19 protein-coding genes and 5 tRNA genes are annotated in these 24846 nt (G+C 63.2%); all 24 read right to left on the bottom strand.

What is annotated here, in order from left to right; genetic code table 11:
• Positions 1 to 6 precede the first annotated feature (6 nt).
• A complete protein-coding gene (gene fusA / locus RZV17_RS05005) occupies positions 7 to 2124 on the bottom strand; it encodes an elongation factor G (RefSeq protein ID WP_039565346.1) in 2118 nt (705 codons plus the stop codon).
• Between the two features lie 137 nt (positions 2125 to 2261).
• On the bottom strand, positions 2262 to 2729 hold the full coding sequence (rpsG, locus tag RZV17_RS05000) for a 30S ribosomal protein S7 (protein ID WP_011260032.1): 468 nt from the start codon (positions 2727 to 2729) through the stop codon (positions 2262 to 2264).
• 12 nt (positions 2730 to 2741) lie between these two features.
• Positions 2742 to 3116, bottom strand: a complete 375-nt coding sequence (gene rpsL / locus RZV17_RS04995; protein WP_003469157.1) for a 30S ribosomal protein S12 — start codon at positions 3114 to 3116, stop codon at positions 2742 to 2744.
• 220 nt (positions 3117 to 3336) lie between these two features.
• Positions 3337 to 7554 carry a DNA-directed RNA polymerase subunit beta' gene (gene rpoC, locus RZV17_RS04990; RefSeq protein ID WP_047695307.1) on the bottom strand — a complete coding sequence of 1406 codons (4218 nt, stop codon included), beginning with the start codon at positions 7552 to 7554 and terminating at the stop codon, positions 3337 to 3339.
• A 100-nt stretch (positions 7555 to 7654) separates the two neighbouring features.
• The gene (rpoB, locus tag RZV17_RS04985) at positions 7655 to 11806 is read right to left on the bottom strand and encodes a DNA-directed RNA polymerase subunit beta (RefSeq protein ID WP_355607688.1); all 4152 of its coding nucleotides are present in this window, start codon (positions 11804 to 11806) and stop codon (positions 7655 to 7657) included.
• A gap of 298 nt (positions 11807 to 12104) precedes the next feature.
• A complete protein-coding gene (gene rplL / locus RZV17_RS04980; RefSeq protein ID WP_039414348.1) occupies positions 12105 to 12470 on the bottom strand; it encodes a 50S ribosomal protein L7/L12 in 366 nt (121 codons plus the stop codon).
• Between the two features lie 54 nt (positions 12471 to 12524).
• Positions 12525 to 13058, bottom strand: coding sequence for a 50S ribosomal protein L10 (gene rplJ, locus RZV17_RS04975; protein WP_029219217.1), 534 nt, complete (start codon positions 13056 to 13058; stop codon positions 12525 to 12527).
• Between the two features lie 547 nt (positions 13059 to 13605).
• Positions 13606 to 14304 (bottom strand): 50S ribosomal protein L1, encoded by a 699-nt coding sequence (gene rplA, locus RZV17_RS04970; protein WP_039415360.1) that lies wholly within the window; start codon positions 14302 to 14304, stop codon positions 13606 to 13608.
• A gap of 3 nt (positions 14305 to 14307) precedes the next feature.
• A complete protein-coding gene (gene rplK, locus RZV17_RS04965) occupies positions 14308 to 14736 on the bottom strand; it encodes a 50S ribosomal protein L11 (protein WP_039415357.1) in 429 nt (142 codons plus the stop codon).
• Positions 14737 to 14933: 197 nt separating this feature from the next.
• Entirely contained in the window at positions 14934 to 15491 is a 558-nt protein-coding gene (nusG, locus tag RZV17_RS04960; protein ID WP_029219215.1) for a transcription termination/antitermination protein NusG, read from the bottom strand.
• A 13-nt stretch (positions 15492 to 15504) separates the two neighbouring features.
• On the bottom strand, positions 15505 to 15915 hold the full coding sequence (gene secE / locus RZV17_RS04955; RefSeq protein ID WP_039415354.1) for a preprotein translocase subunit SecE: 411 nt from the start codon (positions 15913 to 15915) through the stop codon (positions 15505 to 15507).
• Positions 15916 to 15964: 49 nt separating this feature from the next.
• Positions 15965 to 16040: transfer RNA gene (locus RZV17_RS04950), tRNA-Trp, on the bottom strand.
• A 107-nt stretch (positions 16041 to 16147) separates the two neighbouring features.
• Complete coding sequence (tuf, locus tag RZV17_RS04945) at positions 16148 to 17338, bottom strand: elongation factor Tu (protein ID WP_047695376.1); 1191 nt, start codon at positions 17336 to 17338, stop codon at positions 16148 to 16150.
• A gap of 46 nt (positions 17339 to 17384) precedes the next feature.
• Positions 17385 to 17460, bottom strand: a tRNA-Thr gene (locus tag RZV17_RS04940).
• 33 nt (positions 17461 to 17493) lie between these two features.
• A tRNA-Gly gene (locus RZV17_RS04935) sits at positions 17494 to 17567 on the bottom strand.
• A gap of 29 nt (positions 17568 to 17596) precedes the next feature.
• Positions 17597 to 17682, bottom strand: a tRNA-Tyr gene (locus RZV17_RS04930).
• A gap of 153 nt (positions 17683 to 17835) precedes the next feature.
• Positions 17836 to 18927 carry a redox-regulated ATPase YchF gene (gene ychF / locus RZV17_RS04925; protein WP_355607684.1) on the bottom strand — a complete coding sequence of 364 codons (1092 nt, stop codon included), beginning with the start codon at positions 18925 to 18927 and terminating at the stop codon, positions 17836 to 17838.
• Positions 18928 to 19004: 77 nt separating this feature from the next.
• On the bottom strand, positions 19005 to 19583 hold the full coding sequence (gene pth, locus RZV17_RS04920) for an aminoacyl-tRNA hydrolase (RefSeq protein WP_047695374.1): 579 nt from the start codon (positions 19581 to 19583) through the stop codon (positions 19005 to 19007).
• A 51-nt stretch (positions 19584 to 19634) separates the two neighbouring features.
• Positions 19635 to 20270 (bottom strand): 50S ribosomal protein L25/general stress protein Ctc, encoded by a 636-nt coding sequence (locus RZV17_RS04915; RefSeq protein ID WP_101362516.1) that lies wholly within the window; start codon positions 20268 to 20270, stop codon positions 19635 to 19637.
• Between the two features lie 111 nt (positions 20271 to 20381).
• Complete coding sequence (locus tag RZV17_RS04910) at positions 20382 to 21341, bottom strand: ribose-phosphate diphosphokinase (RefSeq protein ID WP_039411276.1); 960 nt, start codon at positions 21339 to 21341, stop codon at positions 20382 to 20384.
• A 159-nt stretch (positions 21342 to 21500) separates the two neighbouring features.
• A tRNA-Gln gene (locus RZV17_RS04905) sits at positions 21501 to 21577 on the bottom strand.
• Between the two features lie 3 nt (positions 21578 to 21580).
• Positions 21581 to 22465, bottom strand: a complete 885-nt coding sequence (gene ispE, locus RZV17_RS04900; RefSeq protein ID WP_355607679.1) for a 4-(cytidine 5'-diphospho)-2-C-methyl-D-erythritol kinase — start codon at positions 22463 to 22465, stop codon at positions 21581 to 21583.
• The gene (gene lolB, locus RZV17_RS04895; RefSeq protein WP_355607676.1) at positions 22447 to 23100 is read right to left on the bottom strand and encodes a lipoprotein insertase outer membrane protein LolB; all 654 of its coding nucleotides are present in this window, start codon (positions 23098 to 23100) and stop codon (positions 22447 to 22449) included. The genes ispE and lolB overlap by 19 nt, the downstream gene beginning before the upstream one ends.
• Positions 23097 to 24785, bottom strand: a complete 1689-nt coding sequence (locus RZV17_RS04890) for a tetratricopeptide repeat protein (RefSeq protein WP_039411267.1) — start codon at positions 24783 to 24785, stop codon at positions 23097 to 23099. Before RZV17_RS04890 ends, lolB begins: the two co-directional genes overlap by 4 nt.
• Positions 24786 to 24846 lie beyond the last annotated feature (61 nt).

Below are 24846 nucleotides of genomic sequence, written 5' to 3'. Positions count from 1 at the left end.
GCGAACTCAGCCCTTCTTGGTGACGGCGTCGGCGATGTTGGCCGGTGCCTCTTCGTAGTGGTCGAATTCCATCGAGAACGTCGCACGGCCCTGGCTCATGGAGCGCAGCGAGGTCGCATAACCGAACATTTCACCCAGCGGAATCATCGCGTTGATGATCTTGCCCGACGGGCTGTCGTCCTGACCCTGCAACACGCCACGGCGGCGGCTCACGTCGCCCATCACGTCACCCAGGTAATCCTCCGGGCTGACGATCTCGACCTTCATGATCGGCTCCAGCAACACCGGGCTGGCTTTCGCAAAGCCCTGCTTGAACGCCATCGACGCAGCCAGCTTGAACGCCATTTCCGAGGAGTCGACGTCGTGGTACGAGCCGAACACCAGCTTGACCTTCACGCCCACCACCGGGAAGCCGGCGATCGGACCACTGGTGATCGTTTCGCGCAGACCCTTCTCAACCGAGGGGATGAATTCCTTCGGAATGATGCCGCCGGTGATGTCGTTGATGAAGAGGAAATCGTCCTTGACGTTGTCGCTCTTGCGATCTTCCTCGGTCATCGGCGACAGCTCGATCACCACGTGACCGTACTGACCCTTACCACCGGACTGCTTGGCGTGCTTGTAGTCGGACTTGACGTCGGACTTGCGGATCGTCTCGCGGTAGGCCACCTGCGGCTTGCCGACGTTGGCCTCGACATTGAACTCGCGACGCATACGGTCGACGATGATGTCCAGGTGCAACTCACCCATGCCCGAGATGATGGTCTGGCCGGATTCTTCGTCGGTCTTGACGCGGAACGAGGGATCTTCCTGCGCCAGACGGCCCAGGGCCATACCCATCTTTTCCTGGTCCGACTTGGTCTTCGGCTCGACGGCCATCGAGATCACCGGCTCCGGGAACACCATGCGCTCCAGGGTGATGATCTTGTCCTGCGCACACAGGGTGTCGCCGGTGGTGACGTCCTTCAGACCCACGGCAGCGGCGATGTCGCCAGCGCGCACTTCCTTGATCTCTTCGCGATTGTTGGAGTGCATCTGCAGGATGCGGCCCACACGCTCTTTCTTCGACTTGACCGGGTTATAGACCTGGTCACCGGAATTCAGCGTGCCCGAGTAGACGCGGAAGAACGTGAGCGAGCCCACGAACGGGTCGGTCATGATCTTGAACGCCAACGCCGAGAACGGCGCGGTATCGCTCGCAGCGCGCGTGTCTTCCTTCTCGTCCTCGTCGATGCCCTGCACTGGCGGACGGTCGGCCGGCGACGGCAGCAGGTGCACGACGCCGTCGAGCATCGCCTGCACGCCCTTGTTCTTGAACGCCGAACCACAGAACACCGGCACGATCTCGACCTTCAGGGTGCGCTCGCGCAGACCCTGCAGGATCTCTTCTTCGGTCAGGTCGCCTTCGTTGAGGTACTTGTCCATCAGATCTTCGCTGGCTTCTGCAGCCGCCTCGATCATGAACGAACGCGCCTCGGTCGCCACATCGACCAGATCGGCCGGGATGTCGCGGTATTCGAAGGTGGTGCCCTGCGATGCGGAATCCCAGTGAATCGCCTTCATCTTGAGCAGGTCGACCACGCCTTCAAAGCCGTCTTCGGCGCCGATCGGCACCTGCATCGGCACAGCGTACGCACCCAGACGGGCCTTCAGCTGCTCCACAACCTTGTCGAAGTTGGCACCGGTACGGTCCATCTTGTTGACGAAGGCCATGCGCGGCACGGAATACTTGTTGGCCTGACGCCACACGGTCTCGGACTGCGGCTGCACGCCACCGACCGCACACAGCACGAACACCGCACCGTCGAGCACGCGCAAGGAGCGCTCCACTTCGATGGTGAAGTCGACGTGCCCGGGGGTGTCGATGATGTTGAAGCGGTGCTGCTGCATGGACTTGTCCATGCCCGACCAGAACGCAGTGGTTGCCGCGGAGGTGATGGTGATACCACGCTCCTGCTCCTGCTCCATCCAGTCCATCACTGCCGCGCCGTCATGGACTTCGCCGATCTTGTGACTCACACCGGTGTAGAACAGGATGCGTTCGGAGGTGGTGGTTTTGCCGGCATCGATGTGGGCCATGATGCCGAAGTTGCGGTAACGCTCGATAGGGGTGGTGCGGGCCACGGGGAGCCTCTCAATTTCTTGGATTTCGGATGGCCGAACGCCGCCTTTCGGCGGCCTTCGGATTGGTAGCGACGCCAGAGGCGTCGCAAACAGCACTCATATGGTGCTGAAGGGCCCCGTTACCAAGGCCCCCGAGGTCACCAGCGGTAGTGTGCGAACGCCTTGTTCGCTTCCGCCATACGGTGGGTCTCTTCGCGCTTCTTGATCGCGCCGCCACGGCTTTCCGCAGCGTCCAGCAGTTCGGCAGCCAGCTTACGCGGCATAGTGTTCTCACCACGCTTGCGCGCGGAGTCGATCAACCAGCGCATTGCCAGCGCCATGCGACGGGAGGAGCGCACTTCGACGGGCACCTGATAGGTAGCACCACCGACGCGACGCGATTTGACTTCGACAGCCGGGGCCACGTTGTCCAGTGCTTTCTGCACCAGCTCGATGGCATTCGGATTCTTTTCGCCAATGACGTCCATTGCGCCATAGACAATTTTCTCAGCAACCGACTTCTTGCCACTTTGCATCACCATGTTGATGAAGCGGGCAATGGTTTCGCTGCCATGCTTGGGATCAGGCAGGACGGTGCGCTGCGGAGTAGAACCTTTACGGGACATTAGAGTATTTCCTTAGCTCTTCGGGCGCTTGGCGCCGTACTTGGAACGACCTTGACGGCGCTTTGCGACGCCGGCGGCGTCCAGCGAACCACGGACGGTGTGATAACGCACACCGGGAAGATCCTTGACGCGACCACCGCGAATCAGGACCACGGAGTGCTCCTGCAGGTTGTGGCCTTCACCACCGATGTAGCTGATGACCTCTTCCTGGTTCGTCAGACGCACTTTGGCGACCTTACGCAGGGCCGAGTTCGGCTTCTTCGGGGTAGTGGTGTAGACGCGTGTGCAGACGCCGCGGCGCTGCGGACACTTGTCCAGTGCCGGTGAGGCACTCTTGTAGGTGGTCGCTTGCCGGGGCTTGCGGACCAGCTGATTGATCGTTGCCATCAGTCGATTCTTCTGATTGGAGGCCGAAACGGCCTTGCATGAAAACGAAGGCAGGCCGTGAAACGGCCCACCGAGACAGAGAAGTATAGCTGGCAGGGCAAAACTCCGTCAACTTCACGGAAACCTAACCCTGCTGATCCTTCCAGGACCGGAAAACGGAGGGCCTCCTGCCCTCCTTTTCGCTTGGCTTACGGCGGCCTTGCGACCGCCGTCGGAGCGCTTACTCCTCGTCCGCGCCAGCGTCGGCCACGGCTGCGACCGGTTCGGCCACTGCGGGCTTGCCCGACAGCGTTTCCATTTCAGAGTCGGTCAGACCCGACGCCTTGCGACGGCTGGCGTGATACGCCAGACCGGTACCGGCCGGAATCAGACGACCCACGATCACGTTCTCCTTCAGACCGCGCAGGTTGTCGCGGGTACCGCGAACGGCCGCCTCGGTCAACACGCGGGTGGTCTCCTGGAACGACGCCGCCGAGATGAACGACTCGGTGGCCAGCGAGGCCTTGGTGATACCCAACAACACCGGATCGTACTTGGCCGGCAGTTCGTTGCGCGTGGTCAGACGTGCATTTTCCTCGATGACGCGCTGGCGCTCGACCTGCTCGCCGTTGAGGAACTTGCTGTTGCCCTGGTCGACGATTTCAACCTTGCGCAACATCTGGCGGGTGATCACTTCGATGTGCTTGTCGTTGATCTTCACGCCCTGCAGGCGGTACACGTCCTGGATTTCCTTGACCAGGTAGGCGGCCAGCGGCTCGACGCCCAGCAGACGCAGGATGTCCTGCGGGCTCGGCTCGCCGTCCACCACGGTTTCGCCCTTGGTCACGTGCTCGCCTTCGAACACGATGATCTGGCGGTACTTCGGGATCAGCTCTTCGTGTTCCGAACCATCGGTGTCCTTGATGATCAGGCGCTGCTTGCCCTTGGTGTCCTTACCGAAGCTGATGATGCCCGAACGCTCGGCCAGGATCGCCGGATCCTTCGGCTTGCGTGCCTCGAACAAGTCGGCAACGCGCGGCAGACCACCGGTGATGTCGCGGGTCTTGGACGCTTCCTGCGGAATCTTCGCCACCACGTCGCCCACGCCGACGGCAGCGCCGTCCTGCAGGTTGACGATGGAGCGCGGCGGCAACAGGTACTGGGCCGGCAGATCCGTGTTCGGGATGGTCAGGTCGTTGCCCTTGCCGTCGACGATGCGCACGATCGGGCGCAGTTCCTTGGCCTGTGCACCGCGACGCTTCGGGTCGGTGATTTCGCGCGAGGCCAGACCGGTCAGCTCGTCGGTCTTCTCGATGACGGTGACGCCGTCGACGAAGTCGATGAAGCGGATGAAACCGGCCACTTCCGACACGATCGGGTGGTTATGCGGATCCCAGTTGGCCACGCCCTGCCCGGCCTTCACCGCGTCACCGTCCTTGGCAGTGATGGTGGCGCCGTACGGCAGCTTGTAACGCTCGCGCTCGCGACCGTGGCCGTCGAGTACCGACAGCTCGCCCGAACGCGACACCGCGACCAGCGAACCATTGGCATGCTCGACCGACTTCAAGTTGTTGAACTTGATCGAACCGGTGGTCTTGACCGTGATGTTGTCCACGGCCGCCGCACGCGACGCCGCACCACCGATGTGGAACGTACGCATGGTCAGCTGGGTACCCGGCTCACCGATCGACTGGGCGGCGATGACGCCGACCGCTTCACCGATGTTGACCTGGTGACCGCGTGCGAGATCGCGACCGTAGCAACGTGCGCACACGCCGAACGAGGATTCGCAGCTGATGGTCGAACGCACCTTCACCGACTGCACGCTGGCGTCTTCGAGCTTGGCAACCCAGGCTTCGTCGAGCAGCGTGTTGCGGGTGACGATCGGTTCTTCATCGTTGCCCGGCAGGTACACGTCCTCGGCCACCACACGACCGAGCACGCGCTCCTTCAACGGCTCCACCACGTCGCCGCCTTCCACGATCGGGGTCATGATCAACCCTTCGGTGGTGCCGCAATCAACTTCGGTGATCACCACGTCCTGCGCCACGTCGACCAGACGACGGGTCAGGTAACCCGAGTTCGCGGTCTTCAGCGCGGTATCGGCCAGACCCTTACGTGCGCCGTGGGTGGAGTTGAAGTACTCCTGCACGTTCAGACCTTCGCGGAAGTTCGCCTTGATGGGCGTCTCGATGATCGAGCCGTCCGGACGCGCCATCAGGCCGCGCATACCGGCCAGCTGACGGATCTGCGCCTGGCTACCACGCGCACCGGAGTCGGCCATGATGTACAGCGAGTTCATCGACTTCTGGTCGATGGTTTCGCCCTTGGCATTTTCGACCTTCTCGGTACCGATGGTGTCCATCATCGCCTTGGCGATGCGCTCGCTGGTACGCGACCAGATGTCCACGACCTTGTTGTAGCGCTCGCCGGCGGTGACCAGGCCCGACTGGTACTGCTCCTGGATTTCCAGCACTTCGGCTTCGGCCTCGGTGAGGATGCCCTTCTTCTCGTCAGGGATCAGCATGTCGTCGATGCCGATCGACACGCCTGCGCGGGTGGCGTAGGCGTAGCCGGTGTACATCAGCTTGTCGGCGAACACGACGGTGTCCTTCAAACCCAGCAGACGGTAGCTGGAGTTGATCAGACGCGAGATGTTCTTCTTGGTCATCTCGGTGTTGGCCAGCTGGAACGGCAGGCCTTCGGGCAGGATTTCGCTCAACAGCGCACGACCGACCGTGGTGTCCACGATCGAGGTGCCGCTGGTGCGCTTGCCATCGACGGCGTCAACGTCCACCTGGGTGATGCGGACCTTGACCTTGGCGTGCAGTTCCACCACGCGGTTGTCGTAGGCGCGCTTCACTTCGCTGGTGTTGGCAAACACCATGCCCTCGCCCTTCTTGTTCTCCAGGGCGCGGCTCATGTAGTACAGGCCCAACACCACGTCCTGCGACGGCACGATGATCGGCTCGCCGTTGGCCGGCGACAGGATGTTGTTGGTGGACATCATCAGCGCACGCGCTTCCAGCTGGGCTTCCAGCGAGAGCGGCACGTGGACGGCCATCTGGTCACCGTCGAAGTCGGCGTTGAACGCGGTACACACCAGCGGATGCAGCTGGATGGCCTTGCCTTCGATCAACACCGGTTCGAACGCCTGGATGCCCAGACGGTGCAGGGTCGGCGCACGGTTCAGCAGCACCGGATGCTCGCGGATCACTTCTTCCAGGATGTCCCAGACTTCGGCTTCTTCGCGCTCGACCAGCTTCTTGGCGGCCTTGATGGTGGTGGCCAGGCCACGACGCTGCAGCTTGGCGAACACGAACGGCTTGAACAGCTCCAGCGCCATCTTCTTCGGCAGGCCGCACTGGTGCAGCTTGAGGTACGGACCGACGGTGATGACCGAACGACCGGAGTAGTCCACGCGCTTGCCGAGCAGGTTCTGACGGAACCGGCCCTGCTTGCCCTTGATCATGTCGGCCAGCGACTTCAGCGGACGCTTGTTGGTGCCGGTGATGGCACGGCCGCGACGGCCGTTGTCCAGCAGCGCATCGACCGATTCCTGCAGCATGCGCTTTTCGTTGCGCACGATGATGTCGGGCGCATTGAGCTCGAGCAGGCGACGCAGGCGGTTGTTGCGGTTGATCACGCGGCGGTACAGATCGTTCAGATCCGAAGTCGCGAAACGGCCACCATCCAGCGGCACCAGCGGACGCAGGTCCGGCGGCAGCACGGGAAGCACGGTCATGACCATCCACTCCGGACGGTTGCCCGATTCCAGGAAGGCTTCGATCAGCTTGATGCGCTTGGTGAGGCGCTTGAGCTTGGTTTCCGAACCGGTGCTGGCGATTTCCTCGCGCAGGCGGGTCATTTCCGACTGCAGGTCGATCGTGCGCAGCAGCTCGTACACGGCTTCGGCGCCCATGGCGGCGTCGAAGTCGTCGTTGTACTCCTGGCGTGCGGTCAGGTACTGCTCTTCGGTCAGCAGCTGGCGGCGCTCGAGCGGGGTCAGGCCCGGCTCGGTGACCACGTAGGCTTCGAAGTACAGCACGCGCTCGATGTCGCGCAGGGTCATGTCCAGCATCAGGCCGATGCGCGAAGGCAGCGACTTGAGGAACCAGATGTGCGCGACCGGCGAGGCCAGGTCGATATGACCCATGCGCTCGCGACGCACCTTGGCCAGGGTGACTTCGGTGCCGCACTTTTCGCAGACCACGCCACGGTGCTTCATGCGCTTGTACTTGCCGCACAGGCACTCGTAGTCCTTGATCGGTCCGAAGATGGCGGCGCAGAACAGGCCGTCACGCTCCGGCTTGAAGGTACGGTAGTTGATGGTTTCGGGCTTCTTCACTTCGCCGTAGGACCACGAACGGATCAGGTCCGGCGACGCCAGCGCGATCTTGATCGCGTCGAAATCCAGCGTCTGGCGCTGCTGATTGAAGAGGTTGAGCAGGTCTTTCATTTGATATCTCCGGGTCGGAGGAATTTCGTATCTGAGATGAAACCGAGGGTCTTGCGTTCCGGCTCCCGGCACCGCATCGCGGCGCCGGGGTCCGGCTCGATCACTCTTCCAGTTCCATGTTGATCGCCAGCGAGCGGATTTCCTTCACCAACACGTTGAAGGATTCCGGCATGCCCGCGACCATCTCGTGCTCACCATCGACGATGTTCTTGTACATCTGGTTGCGGCCCTGCACGTCGTCGGACTTCACCGTCAGCATTTCCTGCAGGGTGTAGGCCGCGCCGTAGGCTTCCAGCGCCCAGACTTCCATCTCACCGAAGCGCTGGCCACCGAACTGCGCCTTGCCGCCCAGCGGCTGCTGGGTCACGAGCGAGTACGGGCCGGTCGAACGTGCATGCATCTTGTCGTCGACCAAGTGGTTCAACTTCAGGTAGTGCATGTAGCCAACCGTGGTCTTGCGATCGAACGCCTCGCCGGTGCGACCGTCGTACAGCTGGGTCTGACCGCTCTGCGGCAGGTCAGCCAGTTCCAGCATGCGCTTGATCTCGGCTTCGCTGGCGCCATCGAACACCGGGGTGGCCATCGGCACGCCGTCGATCAGGTTCTTGCCCAGGTTGAGCAATTCCTCATCGCTGAACTGCGACAGGTCCACGCGCTCGGCACTGATCGCGCCGTCGTGGTTGTAGATGTCGTTGAGGAACTCGCGCAGCTCGCTCACCGCCGCCTGTGCTTCCAGCATGCGCTGGATCTTGCGACCCAGGCCCTTGGCGGCCCAACCCAGATGCACTTCCAGAATCTGGCCGATGTTCATACGCGACGGCACGCCGAGCGGGTTCAGCACGATGTCCACCGGCTCGCCGGTCGCCATGTACGGCATGTCTTCCACCGGCACGACATTGGAAACCACACCCTTGTTGCCGTGGCGGCCCGCCATCTTGTCGCCCGGCTGGATGCGGCGCTTCACGGCCAGGAACACCTTGACCATCTTCAGCACGCCCGGTGCGAGGTCATCGCCCTGGGTGATCTTGCCGCGCTTGTCGGCAAAACGTGCTTCGAATTCCTTCTCGTGCGCCTGGATCTGCTTCTGTGCGCGTTCGATGGCGTCGGCAGCGTCTTCGTCCTTCATGCGCAGCTGGAACCAATCGGACTTCTTCAGCCCGTCCAGATATGCGTCGGTGACGTTGTCGCCCTTCTTCAGGTTCGCGCCGCCGTTGGCGACCTTACCCACGATCTGCGAGCGCAGACGTGCGTAGATGGCCGCTTCCAGGATGCGGAACTGGTCGTCGAAGTCCTTCTTGACGCGCTTGATTTCGGACTCTTCGATCTGACGCGCACGCTTGTCCTTCTCGATGCCGTCGCGGGTGAAGACCTGCACGTCGATGACGGTGCCGTCCATGCCCGGAGGCACGCGCAGCGAGCTGTCCTTCACGTCGGACGCCTTCTCGCCAAAGATCGCACGGAGCAGCTTTTCTTCCGGGGTCAGCTGGCTTTCGCCCTTCGGCGTGACCTTGCCGACCATGATGTCGCCGGCGCGCACTTCTGCGCCGATGTACACCACGCCACTCTCGTCCAGGCGGTTCAACGCCTGCTCGGACACGTTCGGGATATCGGCGGAAATTTCCTCCGGCCCCAGCTTGGTGTCGCGCGCAACGCAGGTCAGTTCTTCGATGTGGATCGTGGTGTAACGATCTTCTTCCACCACGCGCTCGGAGAGCAGGATGGAGTCTTCGAAGTTGTAGCCGTTCCACGGCATGAAGGCGATCAGCATGTTCTGACCCAGCGCCAGTTCACCGATGTCGGTGGACGGGCCGTCGGCCAGCACGTCGCCGCGCGCGATCACGTCGCCCACGTTCACCAGCGGACGCTGGTTGATGCAGGTGTTCTGGTTGGAGCGGGTGTACTTGATCAGGTTGTAGATATCCACGCCGGCATCGGTGCCGCCGCCGATTTCTGCCTCGTTGACCTTGACCACGATGCGGGCCGCGTCGATCTGCTCGATCACGCCACCACGCAACGCATTCACGGTCACACCCGAGTCGCGCGCAACTGCACGCTCGATACCGGTACCAACCAGCGGCTTCTGCGAACGCAGCGTCGGCACGGCCTGGCGCTGCATGTTGGCGCCCATCAGTGCGCGGTTGGCGTCGTCGTGTTCCAGGAACGGCACCAGCGCCGCAGCGACCGATACGGTCTGCATCGGCGAGACGTCCATGAAGTGCACTTCGGACGGCGGCTTCAACAGCGATTCGCCCTGGAACCGGCACGGCACGAACTGCTCGGTGAGCATGTTCTTGGCATCGGTCAGCGCATTCGCCTGGGCGATCACGTACTCGTTTTCTTCGATCGCCGAGAGGTATTCGACGTCGTCGGAGACCTTGCCGTCCAGCACCTTACGGTACGGCGTCTCGAGGAAGCCGTACTGGTTGGTGCGGGCGAACACGGCCAGCGAGTTGATCAGGCCGATGTTCGGGCCTTCCGGCGTTTCGATGGTGCAGACGCGGCCGTAGTGGGTCGGATGCACGTCGCGCACTTCGAAGCCTGCGCGTTCGCGGGTCAGACCACCCGGGCCCAGTGCGGAGACGCGACGCTTATGCGTCACTTCCGACAGGGGGTTGTTCTGATCCATGAACTGCGACAGCTGCGAGGAACCGAAGAATTCCTTGATTGCGGCAGCCACCGGCTTGGCATTGATCAGTTCCTGCGGGGTCAGGCCTTCGGATTCGGCCATCGACAACCGCTCCTTGACCGCGCGTTCGACGCGGACCAGGCCCACGCGGAACACGTTCTCGGCCATTTCGCCGACCGAACGCACGCGACGGTTACCCAGGTGATCGATGTCATCGACCACGCCGCGACCGTTGCGGATTTCGGTGAGCACCTTGATCACTTCCAGGATGTCGGAAGTATCGGTGTGCTCGGCGACCAGGCGCTTGGACTCTTCGTCGTTGCGCTCGGCGAAGTACTTCTTGTCGTACAGCACCGATTCGCCCAGCACGTCCTTGCGGCCGACGCGGCGGTTGAACTTCATGCGGCCGACCGTCGACAGGTCGTAACGCTCGAAGGTGAAGAACAGGTTGTGGAACAGGTTCTGCGCAGCTTCCTTGGTCGGCGGCTCGCCAGGACGCATCATGCGGTAGATTTCCACCAGCGCTTCCAGCTGCGTCTTGGTCGGATCGATGCGCAAGGTGTTGGACAGGTACGGGCCACGGTCCAGATCGTTCACCCACAGGGTGCCGACCGCGTCGACGCCGGCCTTGCGGAACGCCGCCAGCTGGTCTTCGCTGATTTCGTCGTTGGCGTTGGCCAGCAGCTCACCGGTGGAACCATCGACCACGTCGTGCGACAGGATGCGGCCGACCAGGTAGTCGTCCGGCACGGCCAGCGCGGCAACGCCGGCGGCTTCCAGCTGCTTGACGTGACGCGCAGTGATGCGCTTGCCCGCTTCCACGATGACCTTGTCGCCATCGGCCAGATCGAAGTTCAGCGTTTCACCACGCAGGCGCTCCGGCACCAGCTCCAGCTGCACGCCTTCGTCCGGATTGATGTGGAAGGTGTTAATCTCGAAGAACTCGGCCAGCATCTCTTCGTTGCTGTAGCCAAGCGCACGCAGCAGGATCGACACCGGCAGCTTGCGGCGGCGGTCGATACGGGTGAACAGCGCATCCTTCGGGTCGAACTCGAAGTCCAGCCAGGAGCCGCGGTACGGAATGATGCGGGCGCTGTACAGCAGCTTGCCCGAGCTGTGGGTCTTGCCACGGTCGTGGTCGAAGAACACGCCCGGCGAGCGATGCAGCTGCGAGACGATCACGCGCTCGGTGCCGTTGACGATGAAGGTACCGTTGCCGGTCATCAGCGGAATTTCGCCGAGATAGACCTCCTGCTCCTTCACGTACTTGATGGCCTTGGTCGACGACTCGCGGTCGTAGATCACCAGGCGCACGGTCACGCGCAGCGGCGCGCCATAGCTCATGCCGCGCTGACGGCATTCACGCTCGTCAAACACCGGCTGACCCAACTTGTAGCCCACGTACTCGAGCGCAGCGTTACCGCTGTAGCTGGAGATCGGGAACACCGACTTCAGAGCGGCATGCAGACCGAGGTCCTTGCGCTTGGTCGGCTCCACGTCTTCCTGCAGGAATTCGCGATAGGAATCCACCTGAATGGCAAGCAGGAACGGCACTTCGAGAATCGAGCGCTGCTTGCCGAAGTCCTTGCGGATACGCTTTTTTTCGGTGAACGAATAAGACGTCATGAGGTCTTCACCCTAGGCTGCGGGGGCCACGTCGCGGCGGCCCTGAAATAACAAAATTGTCAGTTGGAAGTCGCTGGTATTGCCGGCACCAGCACGCCTTCTCCCGCTACTTCCAACTACCAACTCGGTGAGGCCGGGAATCGGGAATGGGGATTCGGGAATCGGAAGAGCGCACACCTTGCAGTTGCGACTTTCCGACCCTCACTCCGACTCACGTCCGAAACGGCCAAAGGCCGGGGGCTTTACGCCCCCAGCCTTCAGTGCATCACCATGAAACGCTGGCGATGCAAGGTGTTGCTTACTTGATTTCGACCGTCGCGCCAGCTTCGGTCAGTTCCTTCTTGATCTTCTCGGCTTCGTCCTTGGTGGCGCCTTCCTTCAGCGTGCCACCGGCTTCGGTCAGATCCTTGGCTTCCTTCAGACCCAGGCCGGTCACGCCACGGACAGCCTTAATGGCGGCAACCTTGTTGGTGCCGGCGCTGGTCAGCACCACGGTGAACTCGGTCTGCTCTTCGACCACGGCGGCCGGGCCAGCGGCAGCGGCTGCGACCGGGGCGGCGGCGGAGACGCCGAACTTCTCTTCGATGGCCTTGACCAGCTCCATCACTTCCATCAGGGACTTCTCGGCGATGGCGTCGACGATCTGTTCGTTGGTAAGGGACATTGTGATTACCTTTAAGAGTTGATTCTGGATTGGGTTCTAGCAAACGCTAGGACATCAAGCTTCGGCAGTCTCGGCAGCCGGCGCGGCGGCTTCGTCGCCACCACCCTGCTTGTCGCCGACGGCCTTGACGGCACGGGCGAACATCGCGGCCGGTTCGGACAGCACGCGAGCCAGCATGGCCAGGGCCTGGTCACGGGTCGGCAGCGAGGCCAACACGTCGACGTGACTGGCCGGGAACAGTTCCCCGCCAATTGCCACGACCTTGGCCTGCAGCTTTTCGTTGCTCTTGGCAAATTCCTTGATCAGGCGCCCGGCAGCGCCGGGTTCCTCCATCGAAAACGCATACACCAAAGGACCAACCAGCTTGTCGGACGCGACAGCAAATTCGGTACCTTCGACGGCACGCACGGCCAGGGTGTTCTTGACGACTTTCAAGAACACGCCGGTCTCGCGGGCCTGCTTGCGCATCGCGGTCATCTGGGAGACCGTGGTGCCAGCGTATTCGGCGGCGATCAGGGAGTGGGCCTTGGCGGCGATGTCTGCCAGCTCGGCGACTACGTCTTGCTTCTGGGACAGATTGAGAGCCATTGCACTCCTCCGTTAAAGCCGGGATTCGGGATTGGTGATTCGGGATTCGTCACAGCGATCACGCCGCAGTTGCCAATCCCAAATGCCGAATCGCTAATCCCCGCTTCAAACTACTCCGCTCGCGGCTCCTGCCGGTTGCGGTCCAGGGCAGCCTCCATCCTGGAAGCCGGGAACATCGACCGATGTTCCGTTGGTGGCCGTTCTAGACCTGGAGTGGACTCGATCCGGGATGTCCCAGACGCGCGTAAACCAGAAAGCTCCAGAAGGGCGACACCATCTACGCCGGCCAGTTCGAAAACGAACCGATTAAGCGACCCCGCTACGTCGACGGCGACTCCCTGCCAGTGCGAGCATCCGTGCCCGTCGTCGACCTGCGCTGACCGCGCCTGCGGTCTTTGACGGCTACCGCCGGACACGCCGGCGATCGCCTTCAAAATGTCCGTTACCCCAAAGGAGGGAACGGACTCCCAGCACACGGTAACCCGGGCCGGAAAAACAATGCAGTACTCCACAAACACGTCAGGCGCATGACGCCTGACGCATTCGATTACTTCAGCGACAGGCTCGACTGGTCGACCGTCACGCCCGGACCCATGGTCGAGCTGACCGACACCTTCTGCAGGTAGGTACCCTTGGAGGTCGCCGGCTTGGCCTTCAGCAGATCGGCCAGCAGGGCCTGCAGGTTCGACTTCAGCGCTTCGTCATCGAAGCTGGCCTTGCCGATCGTGCAGTGAATGATGCCGGCCTTGTCGGTGCGGTAGCGCACCTGGCCCGACTTGGCATTCTTGACCGCTTCGCCCGGGTTCGCCGACACAGTGCCGACCTTCGGGTTCGGCATTAGGCCGCGCGGGCCCAGCAGGGTGCCCAGCTTACCGACGACGCGCATGGCGTCCGGGGTGGCAATGACCACGTCGTAGCTCAGGTCGCCGGCCTGCATCTTCTCGGCCAGGTCGTCCATGCCCACTGCCTCGGCACCAGCAGCCAGGGCTTCGTCAGCCTTGGCACCGGCCGGTGCGAACACCGCAACGCGCACGCTCTTGCCGGTACCTGCCGGCAGCACGGTGGAACCGCGCACCTGCTGGTCGGACTTCTTGGCGTCCACGCCCAGACGCACGGCAACGTCGATGGACTCGACAAACTTGGCCTTGGTGGCGGTCTTCAGGATCTTGATTGCGTCTTCGAAGGCATAGGTCTTGCCCGGAACGACAGCGGCCGCAATGGCCTTAACGCGCTTGGTCTGTGCCATGTCTTAGCCCTCCACCGTCAAACCCATGCTGCGGGCAGTACCCGCAATCGTACGAACCGACGCTTCGAGCTCGGCTGCCGTCAGATCGGCTTCCTTGGTCTTGGCGATCTCTTCCAGCTGCTTGCGCGTGACCTTGCCCACCTTGTCGGTGTTGGGACGCTTCGAGCCGGACGTGACGCCTGCAGCCTTCTTGAGCAGCACGCTGGCCGGGGTGCTCTTGGTGATGAAGGTGAAGGTGCGGTCCGAATACGCGGTGATGATCACCGGCGTCGGCAGGCCCGGTTCCAGCTTGGAGGTCGCTGCATTGAACGCCTTGCAGAACTCCATGATGTTCAGACCGCGCTGACCCAGCGCAGGGCCGACCGGCGGCGCAGGATTGGCCTGACCGGCCTTCACCTGCAACTTGATGTACGCAACTATCTTCTTAGCCATTTCGATGCTCTCCGGGTGCTAGCGCCTGCACGGCAGGCTCCCCATCGGACCGGGAGAATCACGCGTCCCGGCTTCGCGTTGTCATTACACGCAGATGGCCGCCTTGCGGCAGCCAATATTTCCCGGCGGTCGCCAGGTCAGCGAGCCGCGCACTATAGCAGCATTTGAGGCAGGCGCCTAGCCGGCGCCGCCGAGGGTCAACCCTTCTCGACCTGCCCGAACTCGAGCTCGACCGGTGTGGAGCGACCGAAGATGAGCACGGCAACGCGCAGCCTGCTCTTCTCGTAATTGACTTCCTCGACAACGCCATTGAAGTCGTTGAACGGACCGTCGGTGACGCGCACCATCTGCCCCGGTTCGAACAAGACCTTCGGGCGCGGTTTTTCAACACCGTCCTGCACACGCTGCAGGATGGCGTCCGCCTCTTCGTCGCGGATCGGTAGAGGACGGTCGGCCGTACCACCGATGAAGCCCATGACCTTGGAAGTTTCCTTCACCAGGTGCCAGCTTTCGTTGTCGATGCGCGGAATACCGGCCTCTTCATGCGTCTCGATCTGCACCAGCACGTAGCCGGGGAAGAACTTGCGCTCGGAGCGACGCTTCTGGCCGGCGCGCATCTCGATGACTTCTTCGGTCGGCACCAGCACCTCACCGAAACGATCTTCCATCTCGGTGCGGACGATGCGGTCGCGCAATGCCTGCGCAACGGATTTTTCAAAGCCTGAATAGGCGTGAACGACGTACCAACGCTTCACTGCTTGATTCTCCTCAACGAGCCAGGAACCACTGCGTGAGCTTCTGGATGACGAAGTCGAAGCCGCCCAACAGCAAACTCAGAATGATCACAACAACAATCACGACCCAGGTGGTGCGAATGGCTTCCTGGCGCGTCGGCCAGACCACCTTACGCAGCTCAAACCTGGATTCAGACATGAATTCACGGGTTTCACGGCCCTTGCCGGTCCCCAAAAATACAAACGCACCCGCCACTAGCCCGACGATGACCGCCAGCGCGCGCAACTGCGGCGTCCAGGCGCCCAACTGAGTCGCGCGCTCGGGAGCGGAAAACCAGAACCACACAAACAGCCCCGCAACCACCAGGATCGCAGAGATCACATATTTCACGATATCAGCGCTGGCAGCAGACGCGCTTTTGGAAGGCTCGATTTTGCTATTCATCCGGCTCTAGTTACCGATCTGACCCGAATCGCTGGGCCGGAAAGAGGAGTGGCACGCCAGGAGGGACTCGAACCCCCAACCTGCGGTTTTGGAGACCGCTGCTCTGCCAATTGAGCTACTGGCGTATGTACTCGTTTACCGCAAACCCCAAGACAACGAAGGCGGACCGAGGTTCAGCCGGCCCGCCATTCGCGCAAATCGGCGACCGAAGTCGCCGAACTGCAGGCACTGCTTACTTGATGACCTTGGCAACCACGCCGGCGCCGACGGTGCGGCCGCCTTCGCGGATTGCAAAGCGCAGACCTTCGTCCATTGCGACCGGGTTGATCAGGGTCACGACCATCTTCACGTTGTCGCCCGGCATCACCATCTCCACGCCTTCCGGCAGCTGGCACGCGCCAGTGATGTCGGTGGTGCGGAAGTAGAACTGCGGACGGTAGCCCTTGAAGAACGGGGTGTGACGGCCACCCTCGTCCTTGGACAGCACGTAGACTTCGGCTTCGAACTCGGTGTGCGGCTTGATCGAACCCGGCTTGCACAGCACCTGGCCACGCTCCACGTCGTCACGCTTGGTGCCGCGCAGCAGCAGACCAGCGTTGTCGCCTGCCTGGCCCTGGTCCAGCAGCTTGCGGAACATTTCCACGCCGGTGACCGTGGTCTTCTGCGTGTCGCGGATGCCGACGATTTCGATTTCGTCGCCCACCTTGATGATGCCGCGCTCGATACGACCGGTCACCACGGTGCCGCGGCCGGAGATCGAGAACACGTCTTCGACCGGCATCAGGAACGGACGGTCGACGTCACGGGTCGGCTCCGGAATGAAGCTGTCCAGGGCATCGACCAGCTTCAGGATGGCCGGCACACCGATCTCGCTCTGATCACCGTCCAGCGCCAGACGGGCCGAACCGTGGATGATCGGGGTGTCGTCGCCCGGGAAGTCGTACTTGCTGAGCAGCTCGCGCACTTCCATTTCGACCAGCTCGAGCAGCTCGGCGTCGTCGACCATGTCGGCCTTGTTCAGGAACACGACGATGTGCGGCACACCGACCTGACGCGAGAGCAGGATGTGCTCACGGGTCTGCGGCATCGGGCCGTCAGCGGCCGAACACACCAGGATCGCGCCGTCCATCTGCGCCGCACCGGTGATCATGTTCTTGACGTAGTCGGCGTGGCCGGGGCAGTCAACGTGTGCGTAGTGGCGAATCGGGGATTCGTATTCGACGTGGGCGGTCGAAATCGTGATGCCGCGCGCCTTTTCTTCCGGCGCTGCGTCGATCGCGTCATACGCCTTGAACTCGCCACCGAAACGCTCTGCACCGATCTTGGTCAGCGCGGCGGTCAACGTGGTCTTGCCATGGTCGACGTGACCGATGGTGCCGACGTTCACGTGCGGCTTGGTGCGCTCGAATTTAGCTTTTGCCATGGGTGCAAGTTCTCGGTAATCGTTTGGAGTTAAGACGATTGAGTAATGGTGCTCACGAAAGGAATCGAACCTTCGACCTCCTCCTTACCAAGGAGGTGCTCTACCGACTGAGCTACGTGAGCGAGTTTTGCATTATGCCATGCATTTGCGTTCAATGGAGCGGGAGACGGGAATCGAACCCGCACCATCAGCTTGGAAGGCTGAGGTTCTACCGTTGAACTACTCCCGCGCCGGGAACTGCATGCCACAACGTGAAACTGGTGGAGGGAGGTGGATTCGAACCACCGAAGGCGTAAGCCAGCAGATTTACAGTCTGCCCCCGTTGGCCGCTTGGGTATCCCTCCAGCTTTTACTACCGGACCGTTGCGCGGTGAAGCGAATCGGTTCGGGGTGAAGCAGCCCGTTATTTTGTTGTGGGACGCACCCGGTGTCAACAAAAATTTTGAACTATTCGTCACACCCGACAGCGCGCGGCGAACGACGCCGCGCGCATCGGATCAGACGTTGAAACGGAAGTGCAGCACGTCGCCTTCCTGGACGCGATATTCCTTGCCTTCCAGGCGCAGGCGGCCCGCGTCGCGCGCACCGGTTTCGCCGCGATACTTGATGAAATCATCGAAACCGATGGTCTCGGCGCGGATGAAGCCCTTCTCGAAATCGGTGTGAATGACGGCCGCCGCCTGCGGCGCGGTGGAGCCGGCCCTGACCGTCCAGGCGCGCACTTCCTTGACGCCTGCAGTGAAGTAGGTCTGCAGGCCGAGCAGCGTGTAAGCGGCGCGAATGACGCGATTCAAGCCAGGCTCGCTCAGCCCGAGGTCGGCCAGGAAGGTATCGCGGTCCTCGTCGTCCAGCTGGGACAGTTCTTCTTCGATCGCGGCCGAGACCGGCACCACTTCTGCACCTTCGGCAGCAGCGTGCGCGCGCACGGCATCCAGGTGCGGATTGTTCTCGAAACCGTCCTCCAGCACGTTGGCGATGTACATCACCGGCTTGAGCGTGAGCAGGAACAGATCGCGCACCAGCGCCTTCTCTTCCTCATCCAGGCCGGCCGCACGCCCCGACTTTCCATCAGACAGCGCCGCCTGCAGCTTGGCCAGCACCGGCTTGCGTGCCGCAGCCTCCTTGTCGCCGCCCTTGGCACTGCGCTCGGCGCGATTGAGCGCCTTTTCCACGCTGTCCAGGTCCGCCAGCGCCAGCTCGGTATCGATGGTTTCGATATCGGAGATGGGGTCGACCTTGTTGTTGACGTGGATGACGTCGTCGTTCTCGAAGCAACGCACCACGTGGGTGATCGCATCCACTTCGCGGATGTGCGCCAGGAACTTGTTGCCCAGGCCCTCACCGCTCGCCGCACCGGCCACCAGGCCGGCGATGTCGACGAACTCGACCGCGGTCGGAATCAGCTTCTGTGGCTTGACGATCTCGGCCAGCTGGTTGAGGCGCTGATCGGGCACCGGCACGATGCCGACATTGGGCTCGATGGTGCAGAACGGAAAGTTGGCCGCAGCGATGCCCGCCTTGGTCAGCGCGTTGAACAGGGTCGACTTGCCGACGTTGGGCAGGCCGACGATGCCGCATTTGATACCCATGGGTTTTCCAGTGAATGGAGAATCGGGAATCGAGAATGGCAAGAGCAACGCTCCTCCCATTCCCGATTCCCCATTCTCTATTTTTCCGTATGCAGGCGCTTCATCGCCTCGTTGAAATTGCCATCCATTGCCAGCGGCAGCACGTCGATGGCCGCATCTATCGCCTGACCGATCGCCACATCGTCCTCGCGCCCTGCCCGTCCCAGCACCCAGGGCACCACGCGGTCCTTGTGACCGGGATGACCGATGCCGACGCGCAAGCGGTGAAATTTGCCATGGCCGAGCAGGCGGATGGTGTCACGCAGACCGTTCTGGCCGCCATGCCCGCCGTCGAACTTGAGCCGCGCCGTGCCGGGTGACAGATCCAGTTCGTCGTGGGCGACGAGCATCTGCTCCGGCTCGATCTTCCAGAACCGCAATGCGGCGGTGATCGATTTACCACTGAGATTCATGAACGTCGCCGGCTTGAGCAGCCAGACCGGCTGCCCCGCGATATCGACCCTGGCCGTCTCGCCGAAGAGCTTGCTGTCCAGGCCCCAGCGGGCGCCACTGCGCTCGACGAGGGCATCGACGAAACGAAACCCGGCGTTATGCCGGGTTTGCGCGTGTTCGGGACCTGGATTACCCAGCCCGACGATCAGACGAAGTGCAGACATGCCAGTGACCGCAGCCGATTCCCCGCATGCTGCGAGGAATCGGCCAACGGATTACTTGGTCTCTGCGCCTTCGCTGCCTTCTTCACCGGCAGCGTCTTCTTCCTCGACGCGCACGTGCTTGGCAGCAACCACGGCAACGTCGTGTTCCTTGCCCAGCTTCAGTTCCGGAATTTCAACACCGGCCGGCAGCTTGATCTCGGACAGATGGATCACGTTGCCCACTTCCAGGGCACCGAGGTCGACTTCGATGAACTCCGGCAGGTCCTTCGGCAGGCAGACCACCTGGACTTCGTTGAGCTCGTGGGTGACGACCACTTCGCTGGACTTACCGGCCGGCGAGCTTGCTTCGTTGATGAAGTGCAGCGGCACAGCGGCACTGAGCTTCTCGTTGGCGCTGACGCGCTGGAAGTCGATGTGCATGATCAGCTGCTTGAACGGATGGCGCTGCATGTCACGCAGCAGCACCTGCTGCACGTCGCCATTGAGGTTCAGGTCCAGGATCGACGAGTAGAACCACTCGTTCTGCTGGGCGAGCCAGATCTGCTCATGGTTGAGCTGGATGCTGACCGGCTCGAGTTCGCCACCGTAGACGATGGCCGGAATGACGCCAGCGTGACGCAGGCGGCGGCTCGCACCCTTCCCCTCGTCTGCGCGGCGCTCGACCTTGATTTCGTGAGTCTTTGCCATGTTGTTTCACTACCTAGTTTGGAATACCGCCTCGCGGCGATGAAGCGTCTCACCCGCGACCAGGAGAGACGTGGTACCGGCACCCGGGAGATCCGGGCACCGAATGGGAGATCAGTCGACGTAGAGCGAGCTGACCGATTCGCCGAAGGCGATGCGGCGAATGGTCTCGGCCAGCAGTTCGGCCACGCTCAGCTGACGAATCTTGGGGCAGGTCCGCGCCGCTTCGTTCAACGGGATCGTGTCGGTGACCACCAGCTCGTCGAGCTGCGAATTGTTGATGTTGTCCACCGCGGGGCCGGACAGCACCGGGTGGGTGATGTAGGCCACCACCTTGAGCGCACCGCGCTGCTTGAGCGCAGCGGCAGCCGCACACAGGGTGCCGGCGGTATCGACCAGGTCGTCCACCAGCACGCAGGTCTTGCCCTGCACGTCGCCGATGATGTTCATCACGGTGGCGACGTTGGCGCGCGGACGGCGCTTGTCGATGATGGCCAGATCAGCGTCATCCAGGCGCTTGGCGACGGCGCGCGCGCGCACCACGCCACCCACGTCCGGCGACACCACGATCAGGTTGTCGGTGCCGTAGGCGCGCCAGATATCGGCCAGCAGCAGCGGCGAGGCATAGACGTTGTCCACCGGCACATCGAAGAAGCCCTGGATCTGGTCGGCATGCAGGTCGACCGTCAGCACGCGGTCGGCCTCCATCGCGCAGATCATCTTGGCGGCGACCTTGGCGGTGATCGGCACGCGCGAGGAGCGCATGCGACGGTCCTGGCGCGAATAACCGAAATACGGGATCACCGCGGTGACGGACTGGGCGCTGGCGCGCTTGAGCGCGTCGATCAGCACCAGCAGCTCCATCAGGTTCTCGGCGCTCGGCGCGCAGGTCGGCTGGATGACGAACACTTCCTGCCGGCGCACGCTTTCTTCGATTTCGACCTGCACCTCGCCATCGGAGAAGCGCGTGACCAGCGCCTTGCCCATGCGCACGCCGAGCTCCTTGCAGATGCTCTGGGCAAGCGGCTTGTTGGCATTGCCGGAGAACACCAGCAGGTTACGTTGATCTTGCATGGGATCTCTCGGGCGGCGGCGAAGAGCGTGCGGGTCGGCGGAAGAGCAGAAGAGCCACGCCGTTGCCCGGCCGTACCTCGATCTGCGCATATGAAGCTGCGGGAGCCTGCAGACGAATCTGCATCTACACCTCTTGCAGAGCGACCCACATCAACACATTGGCAGGGGCGGTAGGATTCGAACCTACGAATGCCAGGATCAAAACCTGGTGCCTTGGGCCTCTTGGCGACGCCCCTGCATCAAACTTGTCTCGCGTCCAGTGCGTCGAGCAATGGCGAGTGCGCTGCACCCATCACGACCCACGCCCGCAGGCTGCCCGGCAACTGCGCCATGGCCTGCTCTGCAGCAGCGCGCGTGGCGAATTCGACGAAGCACCCACTTCCCGACCCGGTCAAACGCGGCGTTCCGATCCTGGACAGCGCCAGGAACACGGCCTCGACAGCGGGTTCACGGCGCCGCAGGACCGGCTCGAATGCATTGTCGAGCAGAGAACCGGAAGCGAAGTCCGCTATTTTCGCGGGCGCGGCATCCCGCGTCAATTCCTGTGATTGAAATAAGGCCGGCGTGGGCACGTGAACACCTGGATCGACCAGCACATAAGCCGCGTCCGGGAGTGTGATGGGGGTCAATTGCTCGCCGACGCCCTCGGCCCAGGCGTTGTGCCCGCGCACGAACACCGGCACGTCCGCACCCAGTTGCAAGCCCAGCCCGGCCAGCGCATCGACTGGCAAACCCAGGCCCCACAAGACATTGAGCGCCACCAGCACGGTTGCCGCATCCGAGGAGCCGCCACCGAAACCGCCACCGGCGGGGATGCGTTTGTCGACCCGGATCTCGGCACCTGCGTCCGTGCCAGCGGCCGATTGCAGCAGCCGCGCGGCGCGAATCACCAGATCGTCGTCTTCGGTAACGCCGGGCAGACTCTCGCCGATACGCCGGATCAGGCTATCGCCGCGCAAACGAAGATGAATGGTGTCCCCCCAGTCCAGCAGCCGGAACACGGTCTGTAGCAGATGGTAGCCGTCGGCGCGGCGCCCGACGATCTGTAGAAACAGGTTCAGCTTGGCCGGCGCGGGCCATGCTGACCACCCTTCCTGCGCCGACATCAGGGCGAGACCGTCCATTGATCGACCAGCAGGCGCACCTTGGCGCTGCCGTTGTGGGCTTCGATGCGTTGCGGCAGCTCGGGCTGGCCGTCACCGGCAGGAGTCCAGGCCAGGAACTCGATGGTCCAGCCGCCCTGTTGCACAGTGCGCGGGCGCCCGGCGGCATCCAGGTCCACGCGCTGCGCAGCGGTGTCGGCAATGCGCAGCGCGCGCACCCAGCCCGCCATCCGGTTGACCGGAATGGTCCATCCGGTCGCCTCGAGCAACACCTGCTCTGCGTCCGGCCCACTGCGCGGGCCGCCATCCAGCCCTTCGATCCGGCCGGCGCCGGTGGCGCTGTCGCCGGTGAGCACCCAGCTCTGCCGGGTCACTGGCGCACTGAGCTGCACGCGGTATTGCGGGCCATCCTGCTGCCAGTCGATGCGGCCGCTGCCGCCGTCACGGTCCTTGCTGATCGCCACCCGGCCCTGGAACGACCAGGTGGGGTGGGCCTGCAGCCAGGCCTGGCGCGTGGCTTCGGCCTGGCGGGCCTGGTCGGACACCTGTTCGACCACCGCTGCTCCGCCGCCCTGCCCGCGCGGCACGCTCACGCAGCCGGACAGCATGGCCAGCACCAGCCCGCTCAGGGCCAGCGTGCGGATCCCGTAGTTCATAGGCCGAACTTTTCCACGGCGCGCTGCAGCGCGCGATTGTCCGGGTCCAGCCGGCGCGCTTCATCGAAATAACGCCGCGCCTCGTCCTGCTTGCCGCTGACCCACAGCACCTCGCCCACGTGGGCGGCGATTTCCGGGTCCTTGACCAGCGCCCAGGCACGGCGCAGTTGCACCAGGGCCTCCTTGTTGCGCCCCATGCGGTACAGCACCCAGCCGTAGCTGTCGACGATGGCCGGGTTGTCCGGGTCGGCGGTGCGGGCGCGGTCGATCAGCGCCAGCGCTTCCTTGTAGCGTGTGGTGCGATCGGCCAGGGTGTAGCCCAGCGCGTTGAGCGCGGCGACGTTTTCCGGCTCGGCCACCAGGATCTTGCGCAGGTCGGCCTCGGCCCGCGGCACGTCGTCGCGACGCTCCCACGCAAGGCCACGGGCATACAGCAGTGCACTGTCGTCCGGATAGGCGGCCAGGCCGCGTTCGAAGGCGTCCAGCTCGCCGGGGGCATCCTCGGCGCGCTGGTGAAGCTCGGCCTCCAGCACGTACGCATCGCGACGAGCATCGTCGTCGGCACTGGCATCGCCCTGCAGGGCACGCACTTCGGCCAGCGCCTCGGGCTTGCGACCCAGTTCGTACAACGCGCTGGCCGCGCGCAAGCGCGCCTCGCTCAGCTGCGGGCCGCCCGGCACGCCGCGGTACCACTCCACCGCCTCGTCGTAACGCTTGAGGAATTCGGCGATCTTGCCCAGCAGCAGGCGGCGATCCGGATCCGGCTTGGCGGCATTGCTCTTGAGCTCGCCGTACAGCGCTTCGAGCGCGCTGCGGTCCTTCTCCTTGGCCAGCATGGAGGCCCGCAACCCGTAGGTCTGGGTGTCCTGCGGCCCGGTGGAGAGCACGCGTGCGGCCGCTTCGGTCTGGCCCATGGCGTCGTAGGCGAAGGCCAGCGCGCCGCGCAGTTCGGAGTCCTTCACCGCCTGCGGCTCGATCGCCTTCAGCAAGGCCAATGCCTCGTCGTTCTTGCCTTCCTGCTGCAGCTGGGTGGCATGCAGCAAGGCCACGCGCGGCTCTTCGGGGAAGCGGCGCACCACTTCATCGACGATGCGCTTGGCCAGCGCCGGGCGCTCCATGCGCAGCGCGAGCCGGCCGAACTCCTGCCAGGCCTCGATCTGGTTCGGGATGGCGCCCGCCTTGACGAGGTCTTCGAGCACGTCGGCAGAGGCTTCAGGCTCGCGGCCGCCATTGGCCAGGGCGATCAACGCAAAACGCCAGCCGCGCGGGTCGGGTTCCTTGAGCAGGCCGAGCAGATCGCGACGGGCGGTACGCAGGTCGTTGCGGCGCAAGGCCAGCGACGCCTCGGTGCTGCGCATCGACATCGACGACGGCGCGCGGGCGCGCCACAGCGCCATCGCCTCGATGGCGCGCGGGTCGTCGTTGGCAAGCATGGCGATGCGGGCGGCGCGTTCGGCCAGCCCGGCGTCGCCGGCTTCGGCTTTGGCGGCGTCCAGGTAGGCACGGGCGGCATCGTCCAGCTGCCCGGCCTGCAAGGCGAATTCGCCAGCGAGCACGGGTTCCAGCGAGGTGGCGCCGGCAGCCTTGGCGGGTGGCGCGGGCGGTGCTTTCTTGGGTGCTGCAGTGGCACTGGTGGAGACTGCGACCAGCAAAAGAACACTCAGGATGCGAATCGGTACAGGCATCGGGGGCAACCGGGCCGTAAAATGGGGCCCTGAATGGCCGCCAGCTTATCGCAAGCAACTG

The sequence above is a fragment of the Xanthomonas cannabis genome (assembly GCF_040616535.1).
Taxonomy (GTDB): Bacteria; Pseudomonadota; Gammaproteobacteria; order Xanthomonadales; family Xanthomonadaceae; genus Xanthomonas; species Xanthomonas cannabis.
This window is presented reverse-complemented; position numbering and strand designations above follow the sequence as displayed.

Bases quoted from the DNA above. Each gene is read 5' to 3' on its own strand.
- rpsG (WP_011260032.1), bottom strand. From the start codon at position 2,729: ATGTCCCGTAAAGGTTCTACTCCGCAGCGCACCGTCCTGCCTGATCCC.
- rpsL (WP_003469157.1), bottom strand. From the start codon at position 3,116: ATGGCAACGATCAATCAGCTGGTCCGCAAGCCCCGGCAAGCGACCACC.
- rpoC (WP_047695307.1), bottom strand. From the start codon at position 7,554: ATGAAAGACCTGCTCAACCTCTTCAATCAGCAGCGCCAGACGCTGGAT.
- rpoB (WP_355607688.1), bottom strand. From the start codon at position 11,806: ATGACGTCTTATTCGTTCACCGAAAAAAAGCGTATCCGCAAGGACTTC.
- rplL (WP_039414348.1), bottom strand. From the start codon at position 12,470: ATGTCCCTTACCAACGAACAGATCGTCGACGCCATCGCCGAGAAGTCC.
- rplJ (WP_029219217.1), bottom strand. From the start codon at position 13,058: ATGGCTCTCAATCTGTCCCAGAAGCAAGACGTAGTCGCCGAGCTGGCA.
- rplA (WP_039415360.1), bottom strand. From the start codon at position 14,304: ATGGCACAGACCAAGCGCGTTAAGGCCATTGCGGCCGCTGTCGTTCCG.
- rplK (WP_039415357.1), bottom strand. From the start codon at position 14,736: ATGGCTAAGAAGATAGTTGCGTACATCAAGTTGCAGGTGAAGGCCGGT.
- secE (WP_039415354.1), bottom strand. From the start codon at position 15,915: ATGAATAGCAAAATCGAGCCTTCCAAAAGCGCGTCTGCTGCCAGCGCT.
- tuf (WP_047695376.1), bottom strand. From the start codon at position 17,338: ATGGCAAAAGCTAAATTCGAGCGCACCAAGCCGCACGTGAACGTCGGC.
- ychF (WP_355607684.1), bottom strand. From the start codon at position 18,927: ATGGGTATCAAATGCGGCATCGTCGGCCTGCCCAACGTCGGCAAGTCG.
- pth (WP_047695374.1), bottom strand. From the start codon at position 19,583: ATGTCTGCACTTCGTCTGATCGTCGGGCTGGGTAATCCAGGTCCCGAA.
- RZV17_RS04915 (WP_101362516.1), bottom strand. From the start codon at position 20,270: ATGGCAAAGACTCACGAAATCAAGGTCGAGCGCCGCGCAGACGAGGGG.
- RZV17_RS04910 (WP_039411276.1), bottom strand. From the start codon at position 21,341: ATGCAAGATCAACGTAACCTGCTGGTGTTCTCCGGCAATGCCAACAAG.
- ispE (WP_355607679.1), bottom strand. From the start codon at position 22,465: ATGGACGGTCTCGCCCTGATGTCGGCGCAGGAAGGGTGGTCAGCATGG.
- lolB (WP_355607676.1), bottom strand. From the start codon at position 23,100: ATGAACTACGGGATCCGCACGCTGGCCCTGAGCGGGCTGGTGCTGGCC.
- RZV17_RS04890 (WP_039411267.1), bottom strand. From the start codon at position 24,785: ATGCCTGTACCGATTCGCATCCTGAGTGTTCTTTTGCTGGTCGCAGTC.